This window comes from Clostridia bacterium (assembly GCA_034926675.1).
Classification (GTDB): Bacteria; Bacillota; DTU025; order DTU025; family DTU025; genus JAYFQW01.
The window spans coordinates 228949-249533 of sequence record JAYFQW010000006.1; the positions used below are offsets into that span (position 1 = coordinate 228949).

At 59.8% G+C, this 20585-nt stretch carries 17 protein-coding genes; 1 reads left to right on the forward strand and 16 read right to left on the reverse strand.

What is annotated here, in order from left to right; translation table 11 throughout:
* Positions 1-27: 27 nt before the first annotated feature.
* From VB144_03340 to uvrB, 16 genes are all read right to left on the reverse strand, one after another.
* Positions 28-1671, reverse strand: a complete 1644-nt coding sequence (locus tag VB144_03340) for an NAD(P)H-hydrate dehydratase (GenBank protein MEA4882692.1) — start codon at positions 1669-1671, stop codon at positions 28-30.
* 1 nt (position 1672) lies between these two features.
* On the reverse strand, positions 1673-2080 hold the full coding sequence (gene acpS / locus VB144_03345) for a holo-ACP synthase (protein ID MEA4882693.1): 408 nt from the start codon (positions 2078-2080) through the stop codon (positions 1673-1675).
* Between the two features lie 28 nt (positions 2081-2108).
* Positions 2109-3941: a glutamine--fructose-6-phosphate transaminase (isomerizing) gene (gene glmS / locus VB144_03350; protein MEA4882694.1), complete on the reverse strand. Its 1833-nt coding sequence runs from the start codon at positions 3939-3941 to the stop codon at positions 2109-2111.
* Positions 3942-3992: 51 nt separating this feature from the next.
* Complete coding sequence (glmM, locus tag VB144_03355; protein MEA4882695.1) at positions 3993-5372, reverse strand: phosphoglucosamine mutase; 1380 nt, start codon at positions 5370-5372, stop codon at positions 3993-3995.
* Between the two features lie 71 nt (positions 5373-5443).
* Entirely contained in the window at positions 5444-6193 is a 750-nt protein-coding gene (locus VB144_03360; GenBank protein MEA4882696.1) for a hypothetical protein, read from the reverse strand.
* Positions 6190-7023 (reverse strand): diadenylate cyclase CdaA, encoded by an 834-nt coding sequence (gene cdaA / locus VB144_03365; GenBank protein MEA4882697.1) that lies wholly within the window; start codon positions 7021-7023, stop codon positions 6190-6192. The genes VB144_03360 and cdaA overlap by 4 nt, the downstream gene beginning before the upstream one ends.
* A gap of 125 nt (positions 7024-7148) precedes the next feature.
* A complete protein-coding gene (locus tag VB144_03370; protein MEA4882698.1) occupies positions 7149-7949 on the reverse strand; it encodes a Cof-type HAD-IIB family hydrolase in 801 nt (266 codons plus the stop codon).
* A complete protein-coding gene (locus tag VB144_03375; protein ID MEA4882699.1) occupies positions 7950-8345 on the reverse strand; it encodes a phage holin family protein in 396 nt (131 codons plus the stop codon).
* Between the two features lie 63 nt (positions 8346-8408).
* A complete protein-coding gene (locus tag VB144_03380; protein MEA4882700.1) occupies positions 8409-8603 on the reverse strand; it encodes a PspC domain-containing protein in 195 nt (64 codons plus the stop codon).
* A gap of 152 nt (positions 8604-8755) precedes the next feature.
* Positions 8756-9124, reverse strand: coding sequence for a hypothetical protein (locus tag VB144_03385; GenBank protein MEA4882701.1), 369 nt, complete (start codon positions 9122-9124; stop codon positions 8756-8758).
* A gap of 20 nt (positions 9125-9144) precedes the next feature.
* On the reverse strand, positions 9145-10266 hold the full coding sequence (locus tag VB144_03390) for a DUF4097 family beta strand repeat-containing protein (protein MEA4882702.1): 1122 nt from the start codon (positions 10264-10266) through the stop codon (positions 9145-9147).
* A 21-nt stretch (positions 10267-10287) separates the two neighbouring features.
* On the reverse strand, positions 10288-10683 hold the full coding sequence (locus tag VB144_03395) for a DUF2089 domain-containing protein (GenBank protein ID MEA4882703.1): 396 nt from the start codon (positions 10681-10683) through the stop codon (positions 10288-10290).
* Positions 10684-10789: 106 nt separating this feature from the next.
* Entirely contained in the window at positions 10790-11500 is a 711-nt protein-coding gene (locus tag VB144_03400; GenBank protein MEA4882704.1) for an MGMT family protein, read from the reverse strand.
* A gap of 1 nt (position 11501) precedes the next feature.
* Complete coding sequence (gene uvrC / locus VB144_03405; protein ID MEA4882705.1) at positions 11502-13472, reverse strand: excinuclease ABC subunit UvrC; 1971 nt, start codon at positions 13470-13472, stop codon at positions 11502-11504.
* Positions 13459-16335 carry an excinuclease ABC subunit UvrA gene (uvrA, locus tag VB144_03410; GenBank protein ID MEA4882706.1) on the reverse strand — a complete coding sequence of 959 codons (2877 nt, stop codon included), beginning with the start codon at positions 16333-16335 and terminating at the stop codon, positions 13459-13461. The genes uvrC and uvrA overlap by 14 nt, the downstream gene beginning before the upstream one ends.
* Entirely contained in the window at positions 16332-18407 is a 2076-nt protein-coding gene (uvrB, locus tag VB144_03415) for an excinuclease ABC subunit UvrB (GenBank protein MEA4882707.1), read from the reverse strand. The genes uvrA and uvrB overlap by 4 nt, the downstream gene beginning before the upstream one ends.
* Positions 18408-19581: 1174 nt before the next feature.
* Between uvrB and VB144_03420 the strand changes: the two genes are divergently transcribed.
* Positions 19582-20004, forward strand: a complete 423-nt coding sequence (locus VB144_03420) for a hypothetical protein (protein ID MEA4882708.1) — start codon at positions 19582-19584, stop codon at positions 20002-20004.
* Positions 20005-20585 lie beyond the last annotated feature (581 nt).

Below are 20585 nucleotides of genomic sequence, written 5' to 3' on the forward strand. Positions count from 1 at the left end.
TGGGCCTCATGCCCGGCTGATATGGTCCTAGCAGCCTGAGTCACCGCCCTCCGAATCTATGCACGCCACCGGCATCATCGACCATAGCTCCGCCGGCGCATCGGCGGCCTGCGAGAGCGCCTGAGGAAGACGGCCTAGGATGTCCCCTGCGATCATTCCATGCTGCCCAGCCTGGCGCCGTGCGATATCGCCGGCCAGACCGTGAACGTACGTGCCGCATATCCCTGCCAAGAATGGCGTCGACCCCTGTGCTATCAGGCTGCCTATGACTCCGGCAAGAACGTCGCCTGATCCTGCAGTGGCCATTCCGGGGTTCCCGGTCGGGTTCACATACACGCGCCCGTCAGATCTGGCTATCACTGTCCTTGCGCCCTTCAGCGCCACTACTGCACCTGATGCCTCCGCCGCGGCGCGCGCACGTTCGAGCCTGTGCCTGTTTATCTCATCTGCGCTGGCCCCAAGCAAACGGCCAAGCTCTCCAGGATGGGGAGTGAGAACCACTGGTGATGCAGAGTGCGCGACCACATCTGCCTTCCCCGCCAACACGTTGATCCCGTCTGCGTCGATGACCAGAGGGACGGGACAGCGCTCCACGAGAGCATTGAGGACCGCAGCGATGTCATCTGACACAGTAAGCCCCGGACCGGCAACCACAGCCTGGCATTTCCCGCACTCGTCCAGAATCATGTCAATGGCGGAACTTGAAATTCCACCTGCGGACGTGCCGGGCATCGGCCTCAGCACGACCTCCGGAGCATAGGCGCACGCCCGACTGGTCACCTCATCAGGTGCAGCGAGATAGGCGATGCCAGCGCCGGCCCGGAGTGCAGACAAGGCCGCCAGAACACCCGCCCCCGGCATTCCTCGGGACCCCGCCACAACGAGCACTCGCCCGCAATCGCCCTTGTGAGCGTATGGAGTCCGCCGTGGAAGTGCTGAGCTAACATCCTCGGGAGTAGTAAGGCTGACCGCTGCCTCAGATTCCCCCAGCAATGGACCTGGCAAGCCTATCCTATCTACGAGAATGCGTCCAACATGCGATGCTCCTGGGAACGTGACCAGGCCGATCTTGGGAAGCCCAAATGTCACTGTGGTATGGGCGGTGACACAGCCGTATCGAATTTCCCCTGTTAGAGCGTCCACTCCGGTGGGGACATCCACCGCTACGGCAGGAACTCCGGAATCGCGTATCAAACCGATCGCCCGCAGCACCACATCTGAGAGGCCTCCGCGCGCCCCGGTCCCGAGGATTGCATCGACCACAACCCTCGATCTGGCCAGAGAGGCCTCAGCCGCCGACCATGACGCCTCATCGGATAGGGCCACAACATTCGCGTCCATCCTGGTCAGAATGTCAAGGTTGGTTCTGGCGTCGCCTGATATCCCATCGAGCTCCCCCACTACGTAAATGGCCACATCCGCGCCACTGGCGATGAGGTGTCGTGCAGCCACAAACCCATCTCCGCCGTTGTTGCCCCTGCCTGAAAACACCGAGACGAAGAGCCTCCCACTTCCGCGGCCTTGCTTGGGGAAACGGCATTCAGAGCCTCCTGGCCGAGCTTCAGCCGCAACCCGAAGCACGACGCGGGCAACAGCAGCGCCTGCGTTCTCCATCAGTGCAATGCTCTGCATGGCGTACTTCTCTGCGGCCGCCCTGTCGATCTCCTGCATCTCAGAAGGACAAACCAGCCTCGTTGGAAACACCTCCTAGTGCAACGGCGGATGCGCACGCGTAGTCCCGTGAATGCGAGATGGAGAGCAGGATACGGGAAACCCCGGCCTTCTCTGCCCATTCTGCAGCAGACCCAAACAGGCGGACCTCCGGAGCGTCCGCCCCGCTGCTGACTACCTCAATATCCGTGAAGGAGATGCTCCCCATGCCCCGGCCGATGGCCTTCATCACCGCTTCTTTCGAGGCAAACCTGGATGCAAGGAAATCCGGGCGTCCGGCCCGGGAGTCTCCAAGCTCGCCGTCGGTGAAAATGCGCGACGCGGCGCCTGCCATACCTTCCCCCGCCATGCGAACGAATCTGTCGATCTCGATGATGTCAATGCCCAGTCCAACCACACCCTCGCCCACACTGCCCGACCCCCTTGAGCTCCAACTCCTACTCCACCGTCACGCATTTTGCAAGGTTGCGTGGCTTATCGACATCTGTGCCACGGGCGCACGCGGCATAGTAAGCCAGAAGCTGCATGGGAACCACAGTGAGCACAGGTGCAAGGAGCGGATCGGTCCTGGGCACGCGCAGCACCTCATCGGCGAGCCTGCCGACTCCATCGCATCCATCCATCGAGATGGCAATCACCCTCGCCCCTCTAGCGGCTGCCTCCTGCACATTCGAGAGCATCTTCTCGGCGAGTCGTTCCTGGGTGCACAGGGCAAAGACGGGAGTCCCACGGCTTACCAGAGCGAGCGGACCATGCTTGAGTTCCCCCGCTGGATATGCCTCTGCATGGATGTAGGAGACCTCTTTCATCTTCAGCGCGCCTTCCATGGCACTGGCGAAGTCCAGGCCCCTTCCAATAAAGAAGGCGTGATCTGCATGGACCAACTCCTCGGAAAGCTTCCGCACCCTCTGCTCCACTGAGCCGAGAATCCACTCCACCTTCGAAGGCAACTCGCACATCTCCCGAACAAGGGCTCTAGCACGGTCATCGCCCAGTGTGCCCCTCTTGGCGCCCAGATCCACTGCTAGGAGGTAAAGCGCGATAAGCTGAGCCGTGTAGGCCTTCGTGGACGCCACGGCGATCTCCGGTCCGGCCCAGGTGTACACCACACGAGATGCTTCGCGCGCGACTGTCGATCCTACCACATTGGTGATCGCTATCGCGTTCGCGCCCCTGCGGACGGCCTCTCTGAGGCCTGCCAGGGTATCGGCAGTCTCCCCTGATTGGCTGATGACCACTGCCAAAGCGCCTTCGTCGACTAGCGGGTCGCTGTAGCGGAACTCCGAGGCAAGCTCGCAGTGGGCAGGCGCCCTCGCAAGCTCCTCAACAGCGCGCATCCCAACCTGACCCGCGTATGAAGCCGTGCCGCAGGCGATGGCGATCACTCTGTCGAGGGATCTGGCCAGTGCGGTGTCGAGCCCCGCCTCGGCCAAGTTGACACGGCCCGTGGACTCATCGATCCGGGCCGCAAGAGTATTTCGGATCGCCGTGGGCTGCTCGTGGATCTCTTTGAGCATAAAATGGGCGTAGCCTCCGCGCTCCGCGGCCTGCGCGTTCCACGTCACATCGAAGACGTCCCTGGTTATCTCATTGCCCTGCATATCCTGCAGGTGCACTCCATCCGCTCGCACCGACGCCATCTCGCCATCGGCGAGTATGTGCACACGCCGAGTCTGCCCCAGCAAGGCCGGAATGTCGGATGCCACGAAGTTCTCTCCATGTCCGAGTCCAACCACCAGGGGGGAATCCTTTCGCACAGCCACGATCAGGCCGGGCTCGGCCGCATCCATAACGGCAAGCGCGTAGGATCCACGCACGTGAGAGACTGCCCTGCGGACCGCCTTCTCAAGGCCCTCGCCAGAGCACTCCTCAATCAGATGTGGCAGAACTTCCGTGTCAGTCTCTGATCGGAAGACATGGCCCCTGGATATGAGCTGCTCCCTCAGTTCTGCGTGGTTTTCGATTATGCCGTTGTGGACAAGCACGATCCGGCCCGAACAGTCGACCTGGGGATGAGCGTTCTCGCAGGATGGCCGGCCATGGGTAGCCCATCGGGTGTGTCCGATTCCCGTACTGCCCGATATCGATGAACGGGAGACGATGCCCGCGAGGTTCGAGAGCGCGCCCGCGCTCTTCATCACCGCCATGTCGATGCCGTTCCATACTGCGATCCCTGCTGAATCGTATCCCCGGTATTCGAGCTTGCCAAGTCCCTCGATAAGTATCGGAGCTGCAGGCCTTCCACCTGCGTACCCCATTATTCCACACACAGGCATGAACCCTCCTCGTCAACCGGGGCATGCCAGGTCATGCTGCCCCGCCTATGCAAGCTCCTCGCGGATTACGCGGGCCAGCCCCTCCACCAACGCGCGGACCCTCTGCTCATCTGCACCTTCACCCATCACGCGCACTAGAGGCTCGGTTCCCGATGGACGCACCATGATCCTTCCGGAGTCGCCCAGGGCCGCTTGGGCCTCCTCTATGGCCGTGCCTATCCGCGCGGACGAGCCGAATTCGTCCTTCTTCGCCACACCCACGTTCACAAGCACCTGGGGAAGCTTGGTCATCACCCGAGCCAGGGCTGAGAGGGGTTTGCCGCTCCCGGCCACGAGCCCCGCCACCTCAATTCCAGTGATGAGTCCATCTCCAGTCGTAGTCTTGTCCAGGAGTATTATGTGCCCAGACTGCTCCCCCCCAAGGACCAGTCCGCGCTTGCGCATCTCCTCCAATACATACCTGTCGCCATTTTTCGCAACCACGAGTTCACATCCTGCGGATCTCAGAGCATGCGTAAGCCCCAGATTGCTGTACGCGGTGGCCACAACCGCCAACCCGGGGAGCTCTTCCATAGCAACACGGTGCAAGGCGCACATGGCCATTATCTGATCACCGTCTACGAGGTTCCCATCAGCGTCGCAGGCGATGACCCTGTCCGCGTCGCCATCATGAGCGAACCCAATGTCAGCTCCGTTTTGCACCACAGCCCGGGCAAGCGCATCCGGGTGTGTGGACCCGCAGCTCACATTGATATTCACGCCATCTGGAGAGTCGTGCACGGTCACGACTTCGGCGCCAAGGGCGCGAAACGCCCGGGGGCTGGTGATGGAGGAGGCGCCATTTGCGCAATCGAGGACCACGCGCAGGCCATCAAGCCTCGCCTTGGCGGTGCCGACGGCGAACCTGACATATCTCTCCACTGCGTCTGCGATCTCCCGGGATTCCCCCACACCGCCTCCATCTGGCCTTGCAAGACCATCATCCTCGCTGATACTGGCCTGACCAGGCTGTCCATGGTACCCTGCCAGAACCCTTGATTCTATCTCGTCTTCAGTAGCATCAGGCAGTTTGAACCCGTCCGGGCCGAAGAACTTGATGCCGTTATACTCAGCCGGGTTGTGCGAGGCTGAGATCACAATGCCCGCGTCAGCTTCCATTGAAACGGTGAGATATGCCACCGCTGGAGTCGGCGCCACACCGACGCGGAGCGCGTCCGCGCCCGCCGAGTTGATGCCGGCCACAACTGCGGCCTCAAGCATTCCCGTGGATCTGCGAGTGTCGCCTCCCACAACGAGGACAGGCCGATGTCGGCCATCGTTGGGAAGAGAGACAGCGCCTGCCCTTCCCAGCCTATAAGCGAGTTCAGGCGTGAGGCCGCGGTTAGCGACATCCCTCACGCCATCGGTGCCAAACAATGTGCCCACTATACCAGCCCTCCGACCACAGCATTAGGATGATCGCTCATCCATGCTTGATTCTACCATTCAGAGCATCACTATGGAACAGCGGGTATTGAGGGAGAAGTCGCAGGCGGCCGGGCAGTGCTCTCACCCTCTCCCGCCCGCTCACTGTCGACCTGCGCTGCAGGAGGAGAAGCCGAGACTGTGACCGTCGCGGGGTACGCGGCCAGCCCCGATAAGGCCTGCCCGTGGGAATCGAGGAGGATCACTGTTGCCACAGTTTCCGGAGGTTTCACGACCGCCACTGCTCTCGCTACTCTTCCGATTGTGCTCTCCGGGCCCTCGACCGTCACCTCCGCCGGCACGGCTGACACAGCGGCGCTCTGTTCCGCGCCCGCTGCCGCAGGCAATCCAGCCTCGCCGCAAAGCACAGCGGCTTCCACGGGAAACGCGACAGAGACGCGCCGTTCCAGAGTTACAGTAACTCTACTGTCAGACGCACGGACGAGCTCCACCCCGTTCGGGATCTCGGGTTCCACAGCAATCACATGCTGCCCCGCTTCCTTCCCAGCCAGGTTGATCACTGCCCCGGCCGATTCCGCAGTGGCAGACTCCAGTTCCTTAGGCCCCCGAAGCCTGAGAGCGACCACTGATGGAGGGGACGTGACGATTAGGCCTTCTGGGACATTCCTCGCCACTACGGTCGCCTGTATTGATATATCGAACTTCTGGACCGCTGCCGAACGCTGCTTCTCTCCCATGGCCACCATCCATATGGCTAGAGCCAGAGCCAAGGCCAAGAGCTTGGTCGGAAGGTCTTTGAGGATTATGGAGGCGGGCTTCATGGCTTGTGCGCCCCCTTTGGCTTCCAAAACTTGGTCTCCTTATGGTTCACATCAAACACCTCAAATAGCCTCTCCTGGAGCGCCCCGGGAGCAAGCCCCCGTACAAGCTCACCCTCGCTGGCGATTGAGACGGCGCCTGTCTCTTCCGATACCACCACAGCTACAGCGTCTGTGCGCTCACTCAGCCCGAGCGCCGCACGGTGCCTTGTTCCGAGTTTCTTGCCATACGCCTGCCGTTCAGAGAGGGGAAGGAGACATGCAGCAGCGACAATTCGATTCCCCCTGATTACGACTGCGCCATCGTGCAACGGTGTGTTGGGAGTGAAGATGTTCATGAGAAGCTCCGCCGATACCTGAGCATCAAGGGAGATTCCGGTATCAAGCAGATCTCCGACGCCCGTTTCCCGCTCCAGGATGATCAGGGCTCCAGTGTACTCTCTCGACATCAGTTCGGCAGCCCTCGACACCTCTGCCAGCACTCTCCTGCGCTCGTCCGGGCCAAGGACCCGCATGGCGCTGCCGAGCAGACGCCCGCGTCCGAGCCGCTCAAGCCCACGACGCAGCTCCGGCTGGAATACGATGGGGACCCCAACTAGGGTCATCGTCGTAACCTGCCGAAGCAACCAGAAAAGGGCGTCGAACCTCAGATACTCGGCCGCCGCGTACGCCGCGACCAACATCGCCAACCCCTGGATGAGCGACACGGCCTGCGTGCCCTTGAACAGGCGCATGACCTTGTAGATGATGAATGCTACGATGAGAATATCCGCGATCGTGGTCATGACTTGGACAGGGTTTGCACCAGCGAGAACGGCGAATGATCGGATCATGGCCTCCACTCCCACCCCAGCTCCATAGGGTTATGTGATACACGACACTGAGATAATTCGTCCCGCGCGGACTTTACCCTTCCTGCGCGGGACGTGGTTTTGTGGGATATTGAATGGGACAGGGCTCAGCGCCGAAGCAAGACATATCGCTCCAGGGCCTCTGCAACTCCGTCATCGTCGTTCGACGCCACGACACAGTCGGCGGCCTGAATGACCTCTGCCTCCCCGTTTCCAACAGCCACTCCTAGGCCAGCGCCGCGGATCATCTCAATATCGTTTTCCTGGTCGCCTATGGCCATCGTCTCACTCATCGATATTCCGCACATCTGCGCAAGATGACGTAAGGCGGTCAGCTTCGACACGCTGGAGTTCACGATCTCGATCATGTCAGGTTTCGAACGCATCAGCCGAAGGTCGGGACCGGCCACACTCTCCAGTGCGGCCTTTATAGATGGAATCCTCGCCGGGTCGTCGATCACAAGGTACTTGAGGGATTCACGCCTAACGAACTCGTCCACATCATTCAGAACATGCACGCTCACGCCGTAGCGCATGCCGTAGGAATCGGACCTTGCAGAAGCACGCGGCGCCCAAAGCTCATCATTGAAATAGCCCTGAAACGCGATGCCCCAATCCCACATGAACCTGACAATGCGCTCCCCGGCATCCACGGGAACCGGAGAGGATGCAAGGGTTTCGCCAGAGCCGCTCATCCGTATCAGGGCGCCGTTGTAGGCAGCTATCGGCAGATCATGGGCAAGCCCGGAAACGAGCAGCCGTGCAGAGCGGTACATCCTCCCCGTAGCGACAGCCACCATAACCCCGCGGGCGCGAGCCTCCTTTACGGCCTCACGGGTTCGCTCAGAGATTGTGACATCAGACCGCAGCATCGTGCCATCTAGATCAATTGCGACCAACCTAACCAATCAGTGCCTATCCCCTCTGATTATGGAGTTCAGGGCGCCTCCGGTGAGGCTCAGCAGTATCGAGGCGAGCACTGCCGCCCAAAAGCCCGGCACATTGAAACTGCTGCCCATAAGCCACGATGCCAGAAGCAACATGGCTGCGTTGACCACAAACGTGAACATGCCGAACGTGAGCAACTGCATGGGGATGCTAAAGAACATGAGTATCGGCCTGATGAAGGTGTTCACAATCCCAAGCACCATTGCGGCGATCAGGGCCGCCCCGGCCCCATCGATTTCCACAAGCCTGCCATGGCCATACGGAATGAACGAGACGATCAACAGCGCCAGCGCGTTGATCAGCCATTTCACAAGCCATCCAGGCAGCCCGCCGCGGTCATCATTGTTCCAGCTCATCGAAATCCCTCGCTCCCGCCGTTCATCTTGCCAAACATGCTGCTCCCGCTTGCAAGCGGCGAATCAGATCTGCTCCTCAGGAATAACTATCCAGGCGATAATGTACAACAGGGCGCCTGGGAACCCTGCAGTGAAGATCGACAACGCCACCCACGCAAGCCGAATCACGGTGGGATCAGTGCCCAGATACTGCGCCAGCCCTGCGCACACGCCTCCGAGCATGCGGTTGCGAACCGATCTGTATAGCCGCCTCTCCATGATCACGACACCCCCCACAACCCGCATCATACCATTATTCTAGTACCGTCTTCCACAATCCTGCCACTGTTCTTAGGCAACGGTCGACGCCCAATGATCGCAGCGCGCCGCCGCCATCGCCAGATGCCTCGCGCGCACATGCCTCCATGGCATCAGTCAACGCTGATCTCCACCTTGGTCCCGTCTTCAGTGTCCAGATCAACCAGTTTCCCCTGCGCACCTTCCATCACCGCAGCGAGAATCGTGTCGATGTCCACATTCTCCTCTGCCAGCCGCGCAGCCGTCTCCTTCGGAACGAATCGCCAGAACACCTTGGCAAGTGAAACCGGGACATTCAGGTTGACCCTGGCGCCATCTTCATCCTTTACCCGAATCCGCATGAACCTCACAGGCGCATCTGGCGCGGCAGCGCGGGCCGTATCACGTTCTGGCTCCATGGCATCGAAGACTCTCTGGGCTTCGTCGACCGTCAGCTTCCCGTCGCGGACCATCTCGAGTATTCGCTTTCCGTCCTCCTGCATACCGCTTCCCCCTCTCGCGTTCAGGCGTTCTCCAGTGTAACGGAACCGTTTGTGGCGCAAGCGTCCACAGCTACTCTCGGGCCGCCCTCATCGCCCTGGGTCATGACCCGGAGGCGCCTCATGCGTCCCCAGCTGCTCTCTCTCTCCGTTTCCACCCGCGCGCCCTCAATCGACGATTTGACAGTGCCGTTGGCGGTCTCAGCAGCGATCTCGTAGACTACTGCGCCTGCTCTCGGCGCTATTACCCGAATGCTCCCATTGGCAGTCCTGATCCGCACACGCCCAGCGGACTCGTACGCAAGAATCATGGATACGCTCCCATTAGCAGACTCCAGGGTCGCATCGCCCAGGCCCCCAGATGCATTCATGGCGCCATTGTGGGCAGATGCATTCACGCTGACGGCCTTCAGGGCATCAAGCGTCACCCGTCCGTTGCTTGATCGCGCTTCCACCCTGCCCGCCTGAACCTTCTCCAGGGTAACCGATCCATTCCGGGTTGACAATGTGATGTCGCCGCCCATCTGCGAGGGCACATATGCCTCTATGGACATGGAATCGAGGAGACTCCTATCCTTGCATTCGATGGACATCCGTCCACCCTCGAACAGGAGTTTTGCCTCGGACGCAAGACTCTGCTCCGCAGCAGCGCGGCTCTCCGCCCCACGCACTGAGGCTCTGACAGTCACCCGGTAACCGGCCTTGTCCCAGCCAGCCACCTTGACGCTGCCATTGAGAGCACTGAAGTCGATTGCAGACAGCCCACGCTCGCCAGATATCTCGCCCTCGAAAGTCCGCTCTGCGTGGACCCCGATAGTGCGACTCGCCCGGCCGATGGCCCCGGCCATCGATTCAAACGCCCGATACAGGCGAGCTGGGATCTCCTGCCCCGCCTCAGCCATCTCCCCGGCCACCTTCGAAAGGCGCTCGGAAAGCTCGTCGGAGATGCGGCCCGACATCGGCAGCTGCCATTGGCCATGGCCGTGGCCCTGTCTGTCATCCTGTCGCTGTTCCTCACCATGCCCACTGAGGTCAGTCAGTGCTACAGCGTCGTCCCCCAATGCATCGAGGAGTTCCTCCGCCTCTTCAGCACTGATCTTGCCCTCGGAGAGGAGGTTAAGGATCATCTTTCGCTCTTCGGTCATGAAAGCCCGCCCCCCTAGGTGTTATCTGCCCTTCAGCTGCTGAACCGCTTCATCTGCGGAGATCTCGCCCCTTGCGAGCGCCTCCACTATGTCCTTTCTCTTCGCCACTGCGCCAGGTTGCGCGTCGTCTGGATCATCGTCCTTATCGACCTTGTGGCCAAGCGCGACAATCACTGCGTCGAGCCTGTTCCGGACCGTTGGGTAAGAGATGCCCAGCTCCTTCTCGACGTCTTTGATGCTTCCGCGATTCTTGATGAACACATCGACGAAACTCCTCTGCTCGGGCCCAAGCGCACAGAACTTGCAGACATCGAAGCGCCCCTCAATAACTGTGTCGCAGCTCTTGCAGGTGAGTCGGGTAACGTCGAGCTTCTCGCCGCACACGGGACACTGCCCGAGAACTTCCCGCTTACGCACCGCACTCGCCTCCCGTCACCGTTCTTGGTTCAGATTATAAATCCCGATGTTGATAATGTCAACATCGGGATTGATTTGCCTGAGTTGTTTACCCGGTTTGCTCCGATCAATTGCGCTGTCCCGGTTTCAGAACTGCATGTGGAAGGCCCCGCACACCCGTGAGCATATTTCTTTCCAGCCAGAGGAGTGCGGCCTTCATGGGTAGCCCGCCTCCGTACCCCGTGAGCCTCCCGCCAGCTCCGACCACTCTGTGACACGGGATCACTGGACCCAATGGGTTAGCTCCCACTACTGCGCCTGCAGCGCGCGGCGCGCGGGGCTTGCCGGCGGAAGAGGCGAGGGCTCCGTAGGTGGACGTTTCTCCAGGTCGGATCTGCCTCATACCCTCCATAACGCCGCGGGCAAACCCAGAACACCAGGAGAGATCGACCGGATAGCCAAACCAAAGCGCACTGGGTGCAAGCTCTCCCTCGAAGAAAAGCCTGATGTCCCGTCCAACAGTCACGAGCAGGTCAGCTGGGTCACACGACTCCCCCGCGCCATCCGGACTATCGACGCCCACTGCCTGTCCTTGGGCGACCTCTGTAGGGCGCGAGGCCAGGCCCAGATCCTCTAGGGTCATGCGCGGGCTCAGATTCGCGGTCGCGATCCACTTGGGGATTGGAAGCTGCGAGAGAGATGAACTATCGACCGCAGGCATCTCAATCCTTCTCAGGCCCAACTCCCCTGCCTCAAACCTGACTTCTCCGATCCTAGTGGGCACGCATGCCTGGACAAGACTATCGTGGTGCGCGTAACTCGAGTTGCTTCTAGTCACCTCAACCTTGCACCTCCTCTTCTCCTTGGCCCGTGGACGCGACCGACTTTTGGGGGGCATTGACGCGGTCTGCAACCATCTGTGCTTCTGCGCTGCTTCGCTCGGCCTGAAGCGTGGAGGGCTCCGGGTGCAGATGCTCGTACACCCTTGCAGCCACTGGCGCATTCATGCCTGGAGCAGCCACGATCTCTTCGACTGAGGCTCTGGAAAGGGCGTCAAGCGACCCGAACTGCCTCATCAGAGCTACCAGGCGCTTCTTCCCTACGCCTGGAACACCCGTGAGTTCAGAGGTAATGCCGCTCTTGCCCCTGAGGCTCCTGTGGTACGCGACAGCGAACCTGTGTGCCTCATCCCGAATGTGCTGAATGAGGTGGAGTGCCTTGGAGTCCCTCGGAAGCAGCAGAGGCGCGCTTTCACCGCGCCTGAAGATCTCCTCTTCCCGCTTGGCCAGGCCCACGGCCGGCCACTCGCCAAAGCCCATCGAATCGAGGACCTCCCCGACCGCGTGCAGCTGCCCCTTGCCACCATCGATAACCATGAGATCCGGGAGCCGGGCGAACTTGGGGTCTGGATCACCATCTGCGCCGCGGTTCGCGGCACGACCTGTCCCTCGCGAGATTCGCCTGCGGATAACCTCAGCCATCATGGCGAAATCGTTCTGCCCTTCCACAGTGCGAATCCTGAATCGTCGATACTGGGATTTCGCAGGCTTTCCCTGCTCGAAGACGACCATGGAACCGACGGCCTCTGTGCCTTGAAGGTTCGAAATGTCGTAGCACTCGATCCTTCCAGGCGCAGCGTCGAGGCCGAGATAGGCCGCGAGCTCCGCGAGGGCCCCCGCCCTTGACCTCTCGTCTGCCTGCTCCGAGGCGCGGACCCGATCAAGATACTCCCTGGCGTTCGTGGCCGCCAACTCCACCAGCCTGCGCTTCTCGCCACGTTGCGGCGTCCGGATATTCACGGAGCGCCCCAGCTTCCCAGAGAGCCACTGCTCATACGCCTCCGCATCCTCGAGTTCGGCCTGCGCGAGGATCTCTGGTGGAATAGACGCGCTCTGCGAGTAGTACTCCTTGATGAAGGACGCAATGATCTCCGAATCATCACTTCCCTCTGCCTCACCGAGGATGAAGTGGTCATTCCCCACGAGCTTGCCATCGCGAATGAACATGACCTGCGCACATGCTCCCCAAGGGTCGCGCGCTAATGCGATCACGTCCTGGTCAGCACCGGAATCCGAAACCACTCGCTGCCTCTCCACGATCTTCTGCACAGCCTGTAGCTGGTCCCTGTACACCGCCGCCTGCTCATAATTCAAGGACTGAGCGGCGGCCTCCATTCGGTTCCTGAGGCTTGAGATCAGATCATTCTGCCGACCCTCGAGGAACAGAGTTACCTCGTTCACGACCTCCCAATAGTCATCGGCAGTCACCAACCCGGCGCAAGGCCCGAGGCACCGCTTGATGTGGTAGTTCAGGCATGGCCTCGGAGCTCGATCATTGGCGCCGATGACCTTCGAACACTGGCGAATCGGGAAAACCGTCTTGATGATCCTGAGGGTCTCACGAACTGCGTTCACATCGGTGAACGGACCGAAGTAGCGCGACCCGTCCCTGACCACTCGGCGCGTCATGAACACTCTGGGGAACGGGTCTGCAACCGTGACTCTGATGAATGGGTATGTCTTATCATCACGCAGCTTCACGTTGTAGTGAGGGCGACGCTCCTTGATGAGGTTGCACTCGAGGACCAGCGCCTCAAGCTCCGAACCTGTCACGATGTAGTCGATATCGGCGATGTTTTCGACCATCCTCGCCACTTTCGGGGAGTGGTTCTTGGATGATTGGAAATACTGCCTCACTCTGTTCCTCAGGTTCACCGCTTTGCCCACATAGATTACTTCCCCAGACGAATCCTTCATCAGATACACGCCCGGTGTGGTGGGCAAGCTCCCGAGGGTCTCATCCAACGACACTGCTGATCTCCTCCGGCCCATGTTCCCGCTCATGCAGGACGATGCCAGGCATTCTTCTCAGGAACTCACCTGTGTAGGACCCTGGAGTCGCCGCGATCTCCTCCGGAGTTCCCGTTGCTATCACCTGTCCGCCCCTGTCTCCACCCTCCGGACCCATATCGATGATGTAGTCTGCAGTCTTGATCACATCCATGTTGTGTTCGATCACCAGCACCGTGTCGCCGGCATCCACCAGCTTCTGCAGCACCTCGAGGAGCTTGTCTATGTCCGCGAAATGGAGCCCGGTGGTGGGTTCGTCGAGGATGTAGAGCGTTCGCCCATTGGTTCGGCGCGATAGCTCGGCAGCAAGCTTCACACGCTGTGCCTCTCCGCCTGAGAGGGTGGTGGCGGGCTGACCCAGCTGGATGTAGCCCAGGCCCACATCGTATAGAGTCTGCAGCTTGCGGCGTATGCTCGGTACGTTGCCGAAGAACTCCAGGGCCTCCTCCACCTGCATGGCCAGAACATCAGCGATGCTCTTTGACTTGTACTTGATCTCGAGTGTCTCGCGGTTGTAACGGGCGCCGTGGCATACCTCGCATGGCACGTACACATCTGGAAGGAAATGCATCTCGATCTTGACAATCCCGTCACCACGGCACGCCTCACACCGTCCGCCCTTCACGTTGATGCTGAACCGCCCGGGCTTGTACCCGCGGGCCTTGGCTTCAAGCGACTGGGAGAAAAGGTCTCTCACCATGTCGAACAGCCCAGTGTACGTCGCCGGGTTCGATCTGGGAGTCCTGCCTATTGGAGACTGGTCTATTCCAATTACCTTCTCGATGTTCTCAAGCCCGGTCATGCTGTCGTGCGCGCCTGGTTTCGCGTAGGCGTGGTGCAAATCGTGGGCAAGGCGCGCGTGGAGCGTCTGATTCACGAGGGTGCTCTTCCCCGAGCCTGAGACTCCGGTAACGCACACGAACAGACCCAGGGGGATGGACACGTCAACGTTCTTAAGATTGTGCTCTCTGGCGCCCTTGATCACAAGAGCCTTGCCATTTGGTTTGCGCCGGGCAGCAGGCGTCGCTATTCGCCTAGCTCCCGACAGAAACTGCCCAGTGATCGAGTTCGGGTCGTGAAGGATCTCCTCCACAGTCCCCTTCGCCACGATCTCGCCGCCGTGGGCGCCGGCTCCAGGCCCGATATCGATGATGTAGTCAGCGGACCTCATCATCTCCTCGTCGTGCTCAACCACGATCAGGGTGTTGCCCAGGTCTCGAAGGTCCTTGAGGGTATGGATGAGGCGCTCATTGTCGCGCTGATGAAGACCGATGGATGGTTCATCCAAGATGTACAGCACCCCGACCAGGCTCGATCCGATCTGCGTGGCCAGCCGTATGCGCTGCGCCTCTCCGCCGGCCAGAGTCCCCGACTCCCTGTCGAGCGTGAGGTAGTCAAGTCCGACGTTCGCAAGAAAGCCCAGCCTCTCCCTGATCTCCTTCAGAATCTGCTTGGCGATGAAGGTCTCTCTCTCAGTGAGAGAGATTCCGCGGAAGAAATCCAGGGCCACGATTGTGGACATCCGCGTGACATCCGCGATCGACTTCCCAGCCACTGTCACAGCCAGAGCCTCCGGCTTGAGCCTCTTGCCTCCGCACGCCGGACATGGCCGGGAACTCATGAACTTCTCCAGATCCTCCCTGATGTGCTCAGACGTGGTTTCCCGATACCGGCGTTCAAGGTTTCGGACTACTCCCTCGAACCTGGATTCCCACGACTGCTCCCGCCCCTTGGAATCGTGGTATGTGAACTTGAACCTCTCCTGCCCGCACCCATGTTTGAGCATCTCCATGGCGGATTCGGGCATGTCACGAAGAGGGGCTGTGACGTCGACTCCCTTCACACCCGCGACCTCATAGATCCTCCCCAGGTAGAAGTCGGACACCACTCCATTCCGGCTGTACGGACGGATAGCGCCCTCGTTGATCGAGAGATCCATGTCGAAGATGAGCTCAGGATCGAATTCTATCTTCACTCCCAGCCCTGAGCAGACAGGGCAGGCGCCGTAAGGGCTATTGAAGGAGAACAGCCTTGGCTCGAGCTCCCCGAAGCTCAGGCCACATTCCGGGCAGGCCAGCTTCTCGGAGAATATCATCTCTCCGCTATCGAGCATGTCCACAACGACTACGCCATCGCCGAGCTTCAGCGCGGTCTCGAGGGAGTCTGCAAGCCTCCGCTCGATTCCGGGTTTCACCACGAGCCTGTCGACGACTGCCTCGATCTTGTGGATCTTGTATCTCTCGAGGACGATATCCTCGGTAAGTTCATGTACAACTCCATTGGTCCGAACCCGTGCAAACCCCTCGCGGCGCAGATCGTCAAGAACCTTCTTGTGTTCGCCCTTCTTCCCGCGGATCACAGGCCCAAGCACCTGGATGCGGGCGCCCTCCGGCAGCGCCATGACCTTGTCGACTATCTGCTCAACTGCCTGCTGCGCGATCTCTCTTCCGCATTTCGGGCAGTGGGGAATGCCGATCCTCGCATAGAGGAGCCTCATGTAGTCGTATATCTCCGTGACCGTCGCCACGGTTGAGCGAGGATTCTTACTCGCCGCCTTCTGGTCGATGGAAATCGCAGGAGACAGACCCTCGATGTAGTCCACATCCGGCTTGTTCATCTGCCCGAGGAACTGGCGAGCATAGGCCGAAAGCGATTCGACGTAGCGGCGCTGACCCTCCGCGTATATGGTGTCGAAAGCAAGCGACGACTTGCCCGAGCCAGACAGCCCGGTGATGACCACTAGCTGGTCACGGGGAATGTCGATGCTGATATTCTTCAGGTTGTGTTCACGCGCTCCGCGGATGACAATACTGTTCTTGCTCATAAACTGGCGAACCTCCGTCTGAGATCCCTGATGTTATCCCGAATTCCCGCTGCTCGTTCGAACTCAAGAAGAGCCGCGGCCTTCTTCATCTGCTCCTCAAGGTACTTGATATGCCTCACAAGCTCCCGTTCGTCCATGGATTCCACATCAAGAGCGGCCTCCTTGTCCGAATCCGCGATAGCTTTCCCAGCCGCAGCCGGAACTTGGGCTCCGCTACCGTGGACGCCTGCGCGCCTGCCTGTGGATGCCTCGCTTCCGGCAGCTGCTTTCCCGACGCCGTCCCCACCCTCTCCGAACTGCCGGATGGCGGTCTTCACCGACGCAGGGGTGATTCCATGCTCCTCATTGAAACTTGACTGGATCACGCGTCGCCGTTCGGTTTCGCTGATCGCTTGCTTCATCGAGTCGGTGATCCTGTCTGCGTACATTATCACGCGCCCATCCACATTTCGTGCGGCTCGGCCGATTGTCTGAACAAGAGATGTGGCTGAGCGCAGGTAGCCCTCTTTGTCGGCGTCAAGGATGGCCACGAGCCCTACCTCCGGAAGATCCAGCCCCTCGCGAAGTAGGTTGATCCCCACGAGAACGTCAAACTCACCGAGCCTCAGGTCGCGCAGGATCTCGACCCTCTCCATCGTGTCGATCTCGGAGTGAAGGTACCTGACCCTGACGTCCAGCTCGCGCAGGTAGTCGGTAAGATCCTCAGCCATCTTCTTCGTAAGCGTCGTTACGAGCACGCGGTAGCCGCTCTCAACAGTGGTGCGTATCTGGCCGAGAAGGTCATCCACCTGCCCCCTGACTGGCTTGACTGTTAGCTCCGGATCGATCAACCCAGTCGGGCGGATTATCTGCTCCACCACCTGGGAAGAGTGAGTTCTCTCATACTCAGCTGGAGTGGCGGACACATATATGACCTGGTTGACTCTTCGCTCGAACTCATCGAACCGAAGGGGTCGGTTGTCGAAGGCAGACGGCAGCCGGAATCCATAGCCCACAAGGCTTTCCTTTCGAGACCTATCCCCAAAGTACATGCCTCGAATCTGAGGCACAGTCACATGTGACTCGTCGATGAACATGAGATAGTCGTCTGGGAAATAGTCGAGGAGTGTGGCCGGCGCATCCCCCGAATCCCTCCCGGCCAGGTGCCTGGAGTAGTTCTCCACCCCTGAGCAGTACCCAACCTCCTGGAGCATCTCAAGGTCAAACCGTGTTCGCTGCTCAAGCCTCTGAGCCTCCAGCAGTTTTCCCCCGGCCTTGAGCTCAGACAGCCGTGCATCCAGTTCTTGTTCGATGGCGCTAATGGCTGCTTTCATTCTCTCAGGGCTCGTAACATAGTGAGTAGCAGGGTAGATGAACGCTGAATCCCTGGCGCCGAGGATCTCGCCGGTCAGGGTGTCGACATCAGTGATGCGGTCGATCTCGTCTCCAAAGAATTCGACTCTGATTCCACTGTCGCCGCCAGCGGGGATGATCTCGACCACATCGCCACGCACCCTGAATGTGCCGCGGGTTATACCGATGTCGTTGCGGCTGTACTGAATAGCGACCAGCCTACGGAGGAGATGATCTCTATCGGCGCCCTGCCCCCGTTTCACCACGACCGCCTGTTTCAGGTACTCCTCAGGCATCCCCAGGCCGTATATGCACGAGACGCTAGCTACAATCACCACATCGCGCCTCTCCACCAGAGCGGAGGTTGCAGCATGGCGCATCCTATCGATCTCATCATTGATCTGGGCATCTTTTTCGATGTATGTGTCGCTCTGAGGTATGTATGCCTCAGGCTGGTAGTAGTCGTAATAGCTTACGAAATAGTGCACCGCATTCCGCGGGAAGAATTCACGAAACTCCGAGGCGAGCTGCGCCGCCAAAGTCTTGTTGTGGGCGATCACCAGCGTCGGCCTGCCCAGCTGCTGAATCAGATTGGCCATCGTGAAGGTCTTGCCACTGCCCGTGACCCCAAGCAGCACCTGGCCGCGCATGCCAGCCTCCACCCCCGCCATGAGTTTGCTGATTGCCTTGGGCTGATCCCCAGCTGGGGCGTAGTTCGACTTGAGTTTGAACTCGCGCACAACAACACCTCCGTCCGCCTGTGCAAGCTACATTATACCATGGGCGGCTGACTTGCAAGCGCAAATACGAACATGTATTCTCCCGAACAAGTATTCGACCCGGCTGCTAGTTTTCCTGCCGAGTATTCCCGTGATTCCGTATTGTGCATGCCTTCGATGCACTCCAGCTGCCGTCGGTTCCATGCTGCCTTCCCGGAGATGCGAGCCACGCTGCCCCTCTCGATGACTTGGCCTACTGAGTGGGCCGTAACTGTCCGCCGCCCGGGTTCGAGTTCGCTGGAAACAACGCCACTAGTCCCCTCACATTCGCAGGGGGTGAATGCGGCGCCTGGGAGATGCGTACAAGGCGGGAGAGTGCAATGAATCGAGACAGACTGCCGTCATGCCGCGAGGCCTGATTGAAGCCCTCCGAACGTGCGCCTCGGCAGGATCGGCGGCGAGGAGCTTCCCCGATTGGACGTATGGCATAATGTGGCACAGGTGAATCAGAGCTAGACGCGGCTTTGGAGATAGCCCATTCGCGTCACGAGTTCCGCGTGAACCCCTACTGCGGGAGTCGGAGTGTCAATGTGGACGAAATGTACATTAACCCACGGTCAATGTCGAATTGAGTTGCATTGATCGCGCGACAGTTCCGGTTTGATCGACACTGAGCCCCTTGAATCCCGAGTGTGAAGAAAAGCGCCGAACGGGTCCGCTCGCCTCCTTCAGTCTGCGATCACCATATCAGATGCATCTGTGATCGATGTGATGAAAGCGAATGCGCTCCACGCTCATTACTGCATGGTACTGTGCACCTATGCCATTGTCTATGGTTACAGACGCTACACGGTCGCCGGAGACGACTTCAATGCCAGCCTGTAGTCACCGAGAGCTCGCGGGGACCCGTAAAGGCGCAAAGGCTGCTTCTTTCCGACCGAAATCCGGGATCATGCGAACCCCCCACCCCTTCGATGAAACACCCAGCGAGTGCATTCCCTGCGCCCCTTCCGGTTCTTGGGAGCCCGTTTCTCGTGCTGATTCCTGTTGCCGTTCTGTGGCAAGCAATACCATGTCGTCAGAGGAAGCTTGGAGGTCGCTGCCGAATCCGTCGACAGTGTCGGTCGGGGACTCGGCCGCTCCTCGTCAAGCAACGCCAGCGCGCAGCCGTGGAGTGTGGGGGATTCACGATGGATTGCCGTCGCTTCCCCCTGGCGACGAGCCTGAAGCCTCTATTCTGATCAACCCCAGTCTGCCTGGAGGAGGAAGCCGACCGGGAGAGCCCGATGGAACAGGAGATCCCGTAAGTCCGAAGGCTTTGGGCGATCCGCCCCCTCCGGAACCGGTGAGAACGGCGACGCGCTACATAGTCGCGCACGGCAAGCACCTGGCCAAGGTAGTGCAGGAAGGCGACAGCCCTGCCCAGACCTACTTTCTCCACACCGACATGCTGGGGTCCATAAGGGTGGTCACCGACTCCGCGGGCCAGGTCGTCGCTAGGTTCGATTACGAGCCGTTCGGGCTGGTCATCGAAGAGTCAGGCCCTGCAACCTCTGGGGCGGAGAGGTACGCCGGAAAGCCTCTCGATGCCGCGCTTGAGCTCACGTTCCGCATGTAACATATGGCAAGCAGGCATCTGGGGAATGACCAGCTAAAGGCTTATTTGCTCGCTAGCCGGATCGGCAACGCACACCAGTTTCGTCAGATTGTCGGTGAGTTGACTTACCAGTTGCTCGATCACTTGCCCGTTCCAGACCTTGTCCGACTGATTCAGGCCGTAAAGGAATCAATTTCCATTCGCAGGCCTGCTAATCGGCTGAAAAAACCTTCAACCCCTTGAACCCCGGAGTGTGGAGGTCAATGTCGATGAAACCAGCATTGAAACGTCGATCATGTCGATGAAACCAGCATTGAGACCCTCCAAACGCGCGAGAGGGCGAGATTGGCGACACTGCGCGCGAGAGGGCGGGATCATGGCATAATGTGGCGCGGCTGACTTGCAGCTAGACGTGTTTTCGGAAATCGCCCGCGCGCGCTATGGAACCTGCGCGAACCTCGACCGCGGGAGTCGGACCGTCAATGTCGACCAAATGGACACTGACCCGATGGTCAATGTCCATTTGAGTCGCATTGATCGCGCGACAGTGCTGGTTTGGCCGACACTGACAGCCTGCGGGACCAGAATCTTGAGAACCACGG

Excerpts from the sequence above, each read along its gene's own strand:
- VB144_03340 (MEA4882692.1), bottom strand. The coding sequence starts at position 1,671 with ATGCAGGAGATCGACAGGGCGGCCGCAGAGAAGTACGCCATGCAGAGC.
- VB144_03360 (MEA4882696.1), bottom strand. The coding sequence starts at position 6,193 with ATGAAGCCCGCCTCCATAATCCTCAAAGACCTTCCGACCAAGCTCTTG.
- cdaA (MEA4882697.1), bottom strand. The coding sequence starts at position 7,023 with ATGATCCGATCATTCGCCGTTCTCGCTGGTGCAAACCCTGTCCAAGTC.
- VB144_03375 (MEA4882699.1), bottom strand. The coding sequence starts at position 8,345 with ATGAGCTGGAACAATGATGACCGCGGCGGGCTGCCTGGATGGCTTGTG.
- VB144_03380 (MEA4882700.1), bottom strand. The coding sequence starts at position 8,603 with ATGGAGAGGCGGCTATACAGATCGGTTCGCAACCGCATGCTCGGAGGC.
- VB144_03385 (MEA4882701.1), bottom strand. The coding sequence starts at position 9,124 with ATGCAGGAGGACGGAAAGCGAATACTCGAGATGGTCCGCGACGGGAAG.
- VB144_03390 (MEA4882702.1), bottom strand. The coding sequence starts at position 10,266 with ATGACCGAAGAGCGAAAGATGATCCTTAACCTCCTCTCCGAGGGCAAG.
- uvrA (MEA4882706.1), bottom strand. The coding sequence starts at position 16,335 with ATGAGCAAGAACAGTATTGTCATCCGCGGAGCGCGTGAACACAACCTG.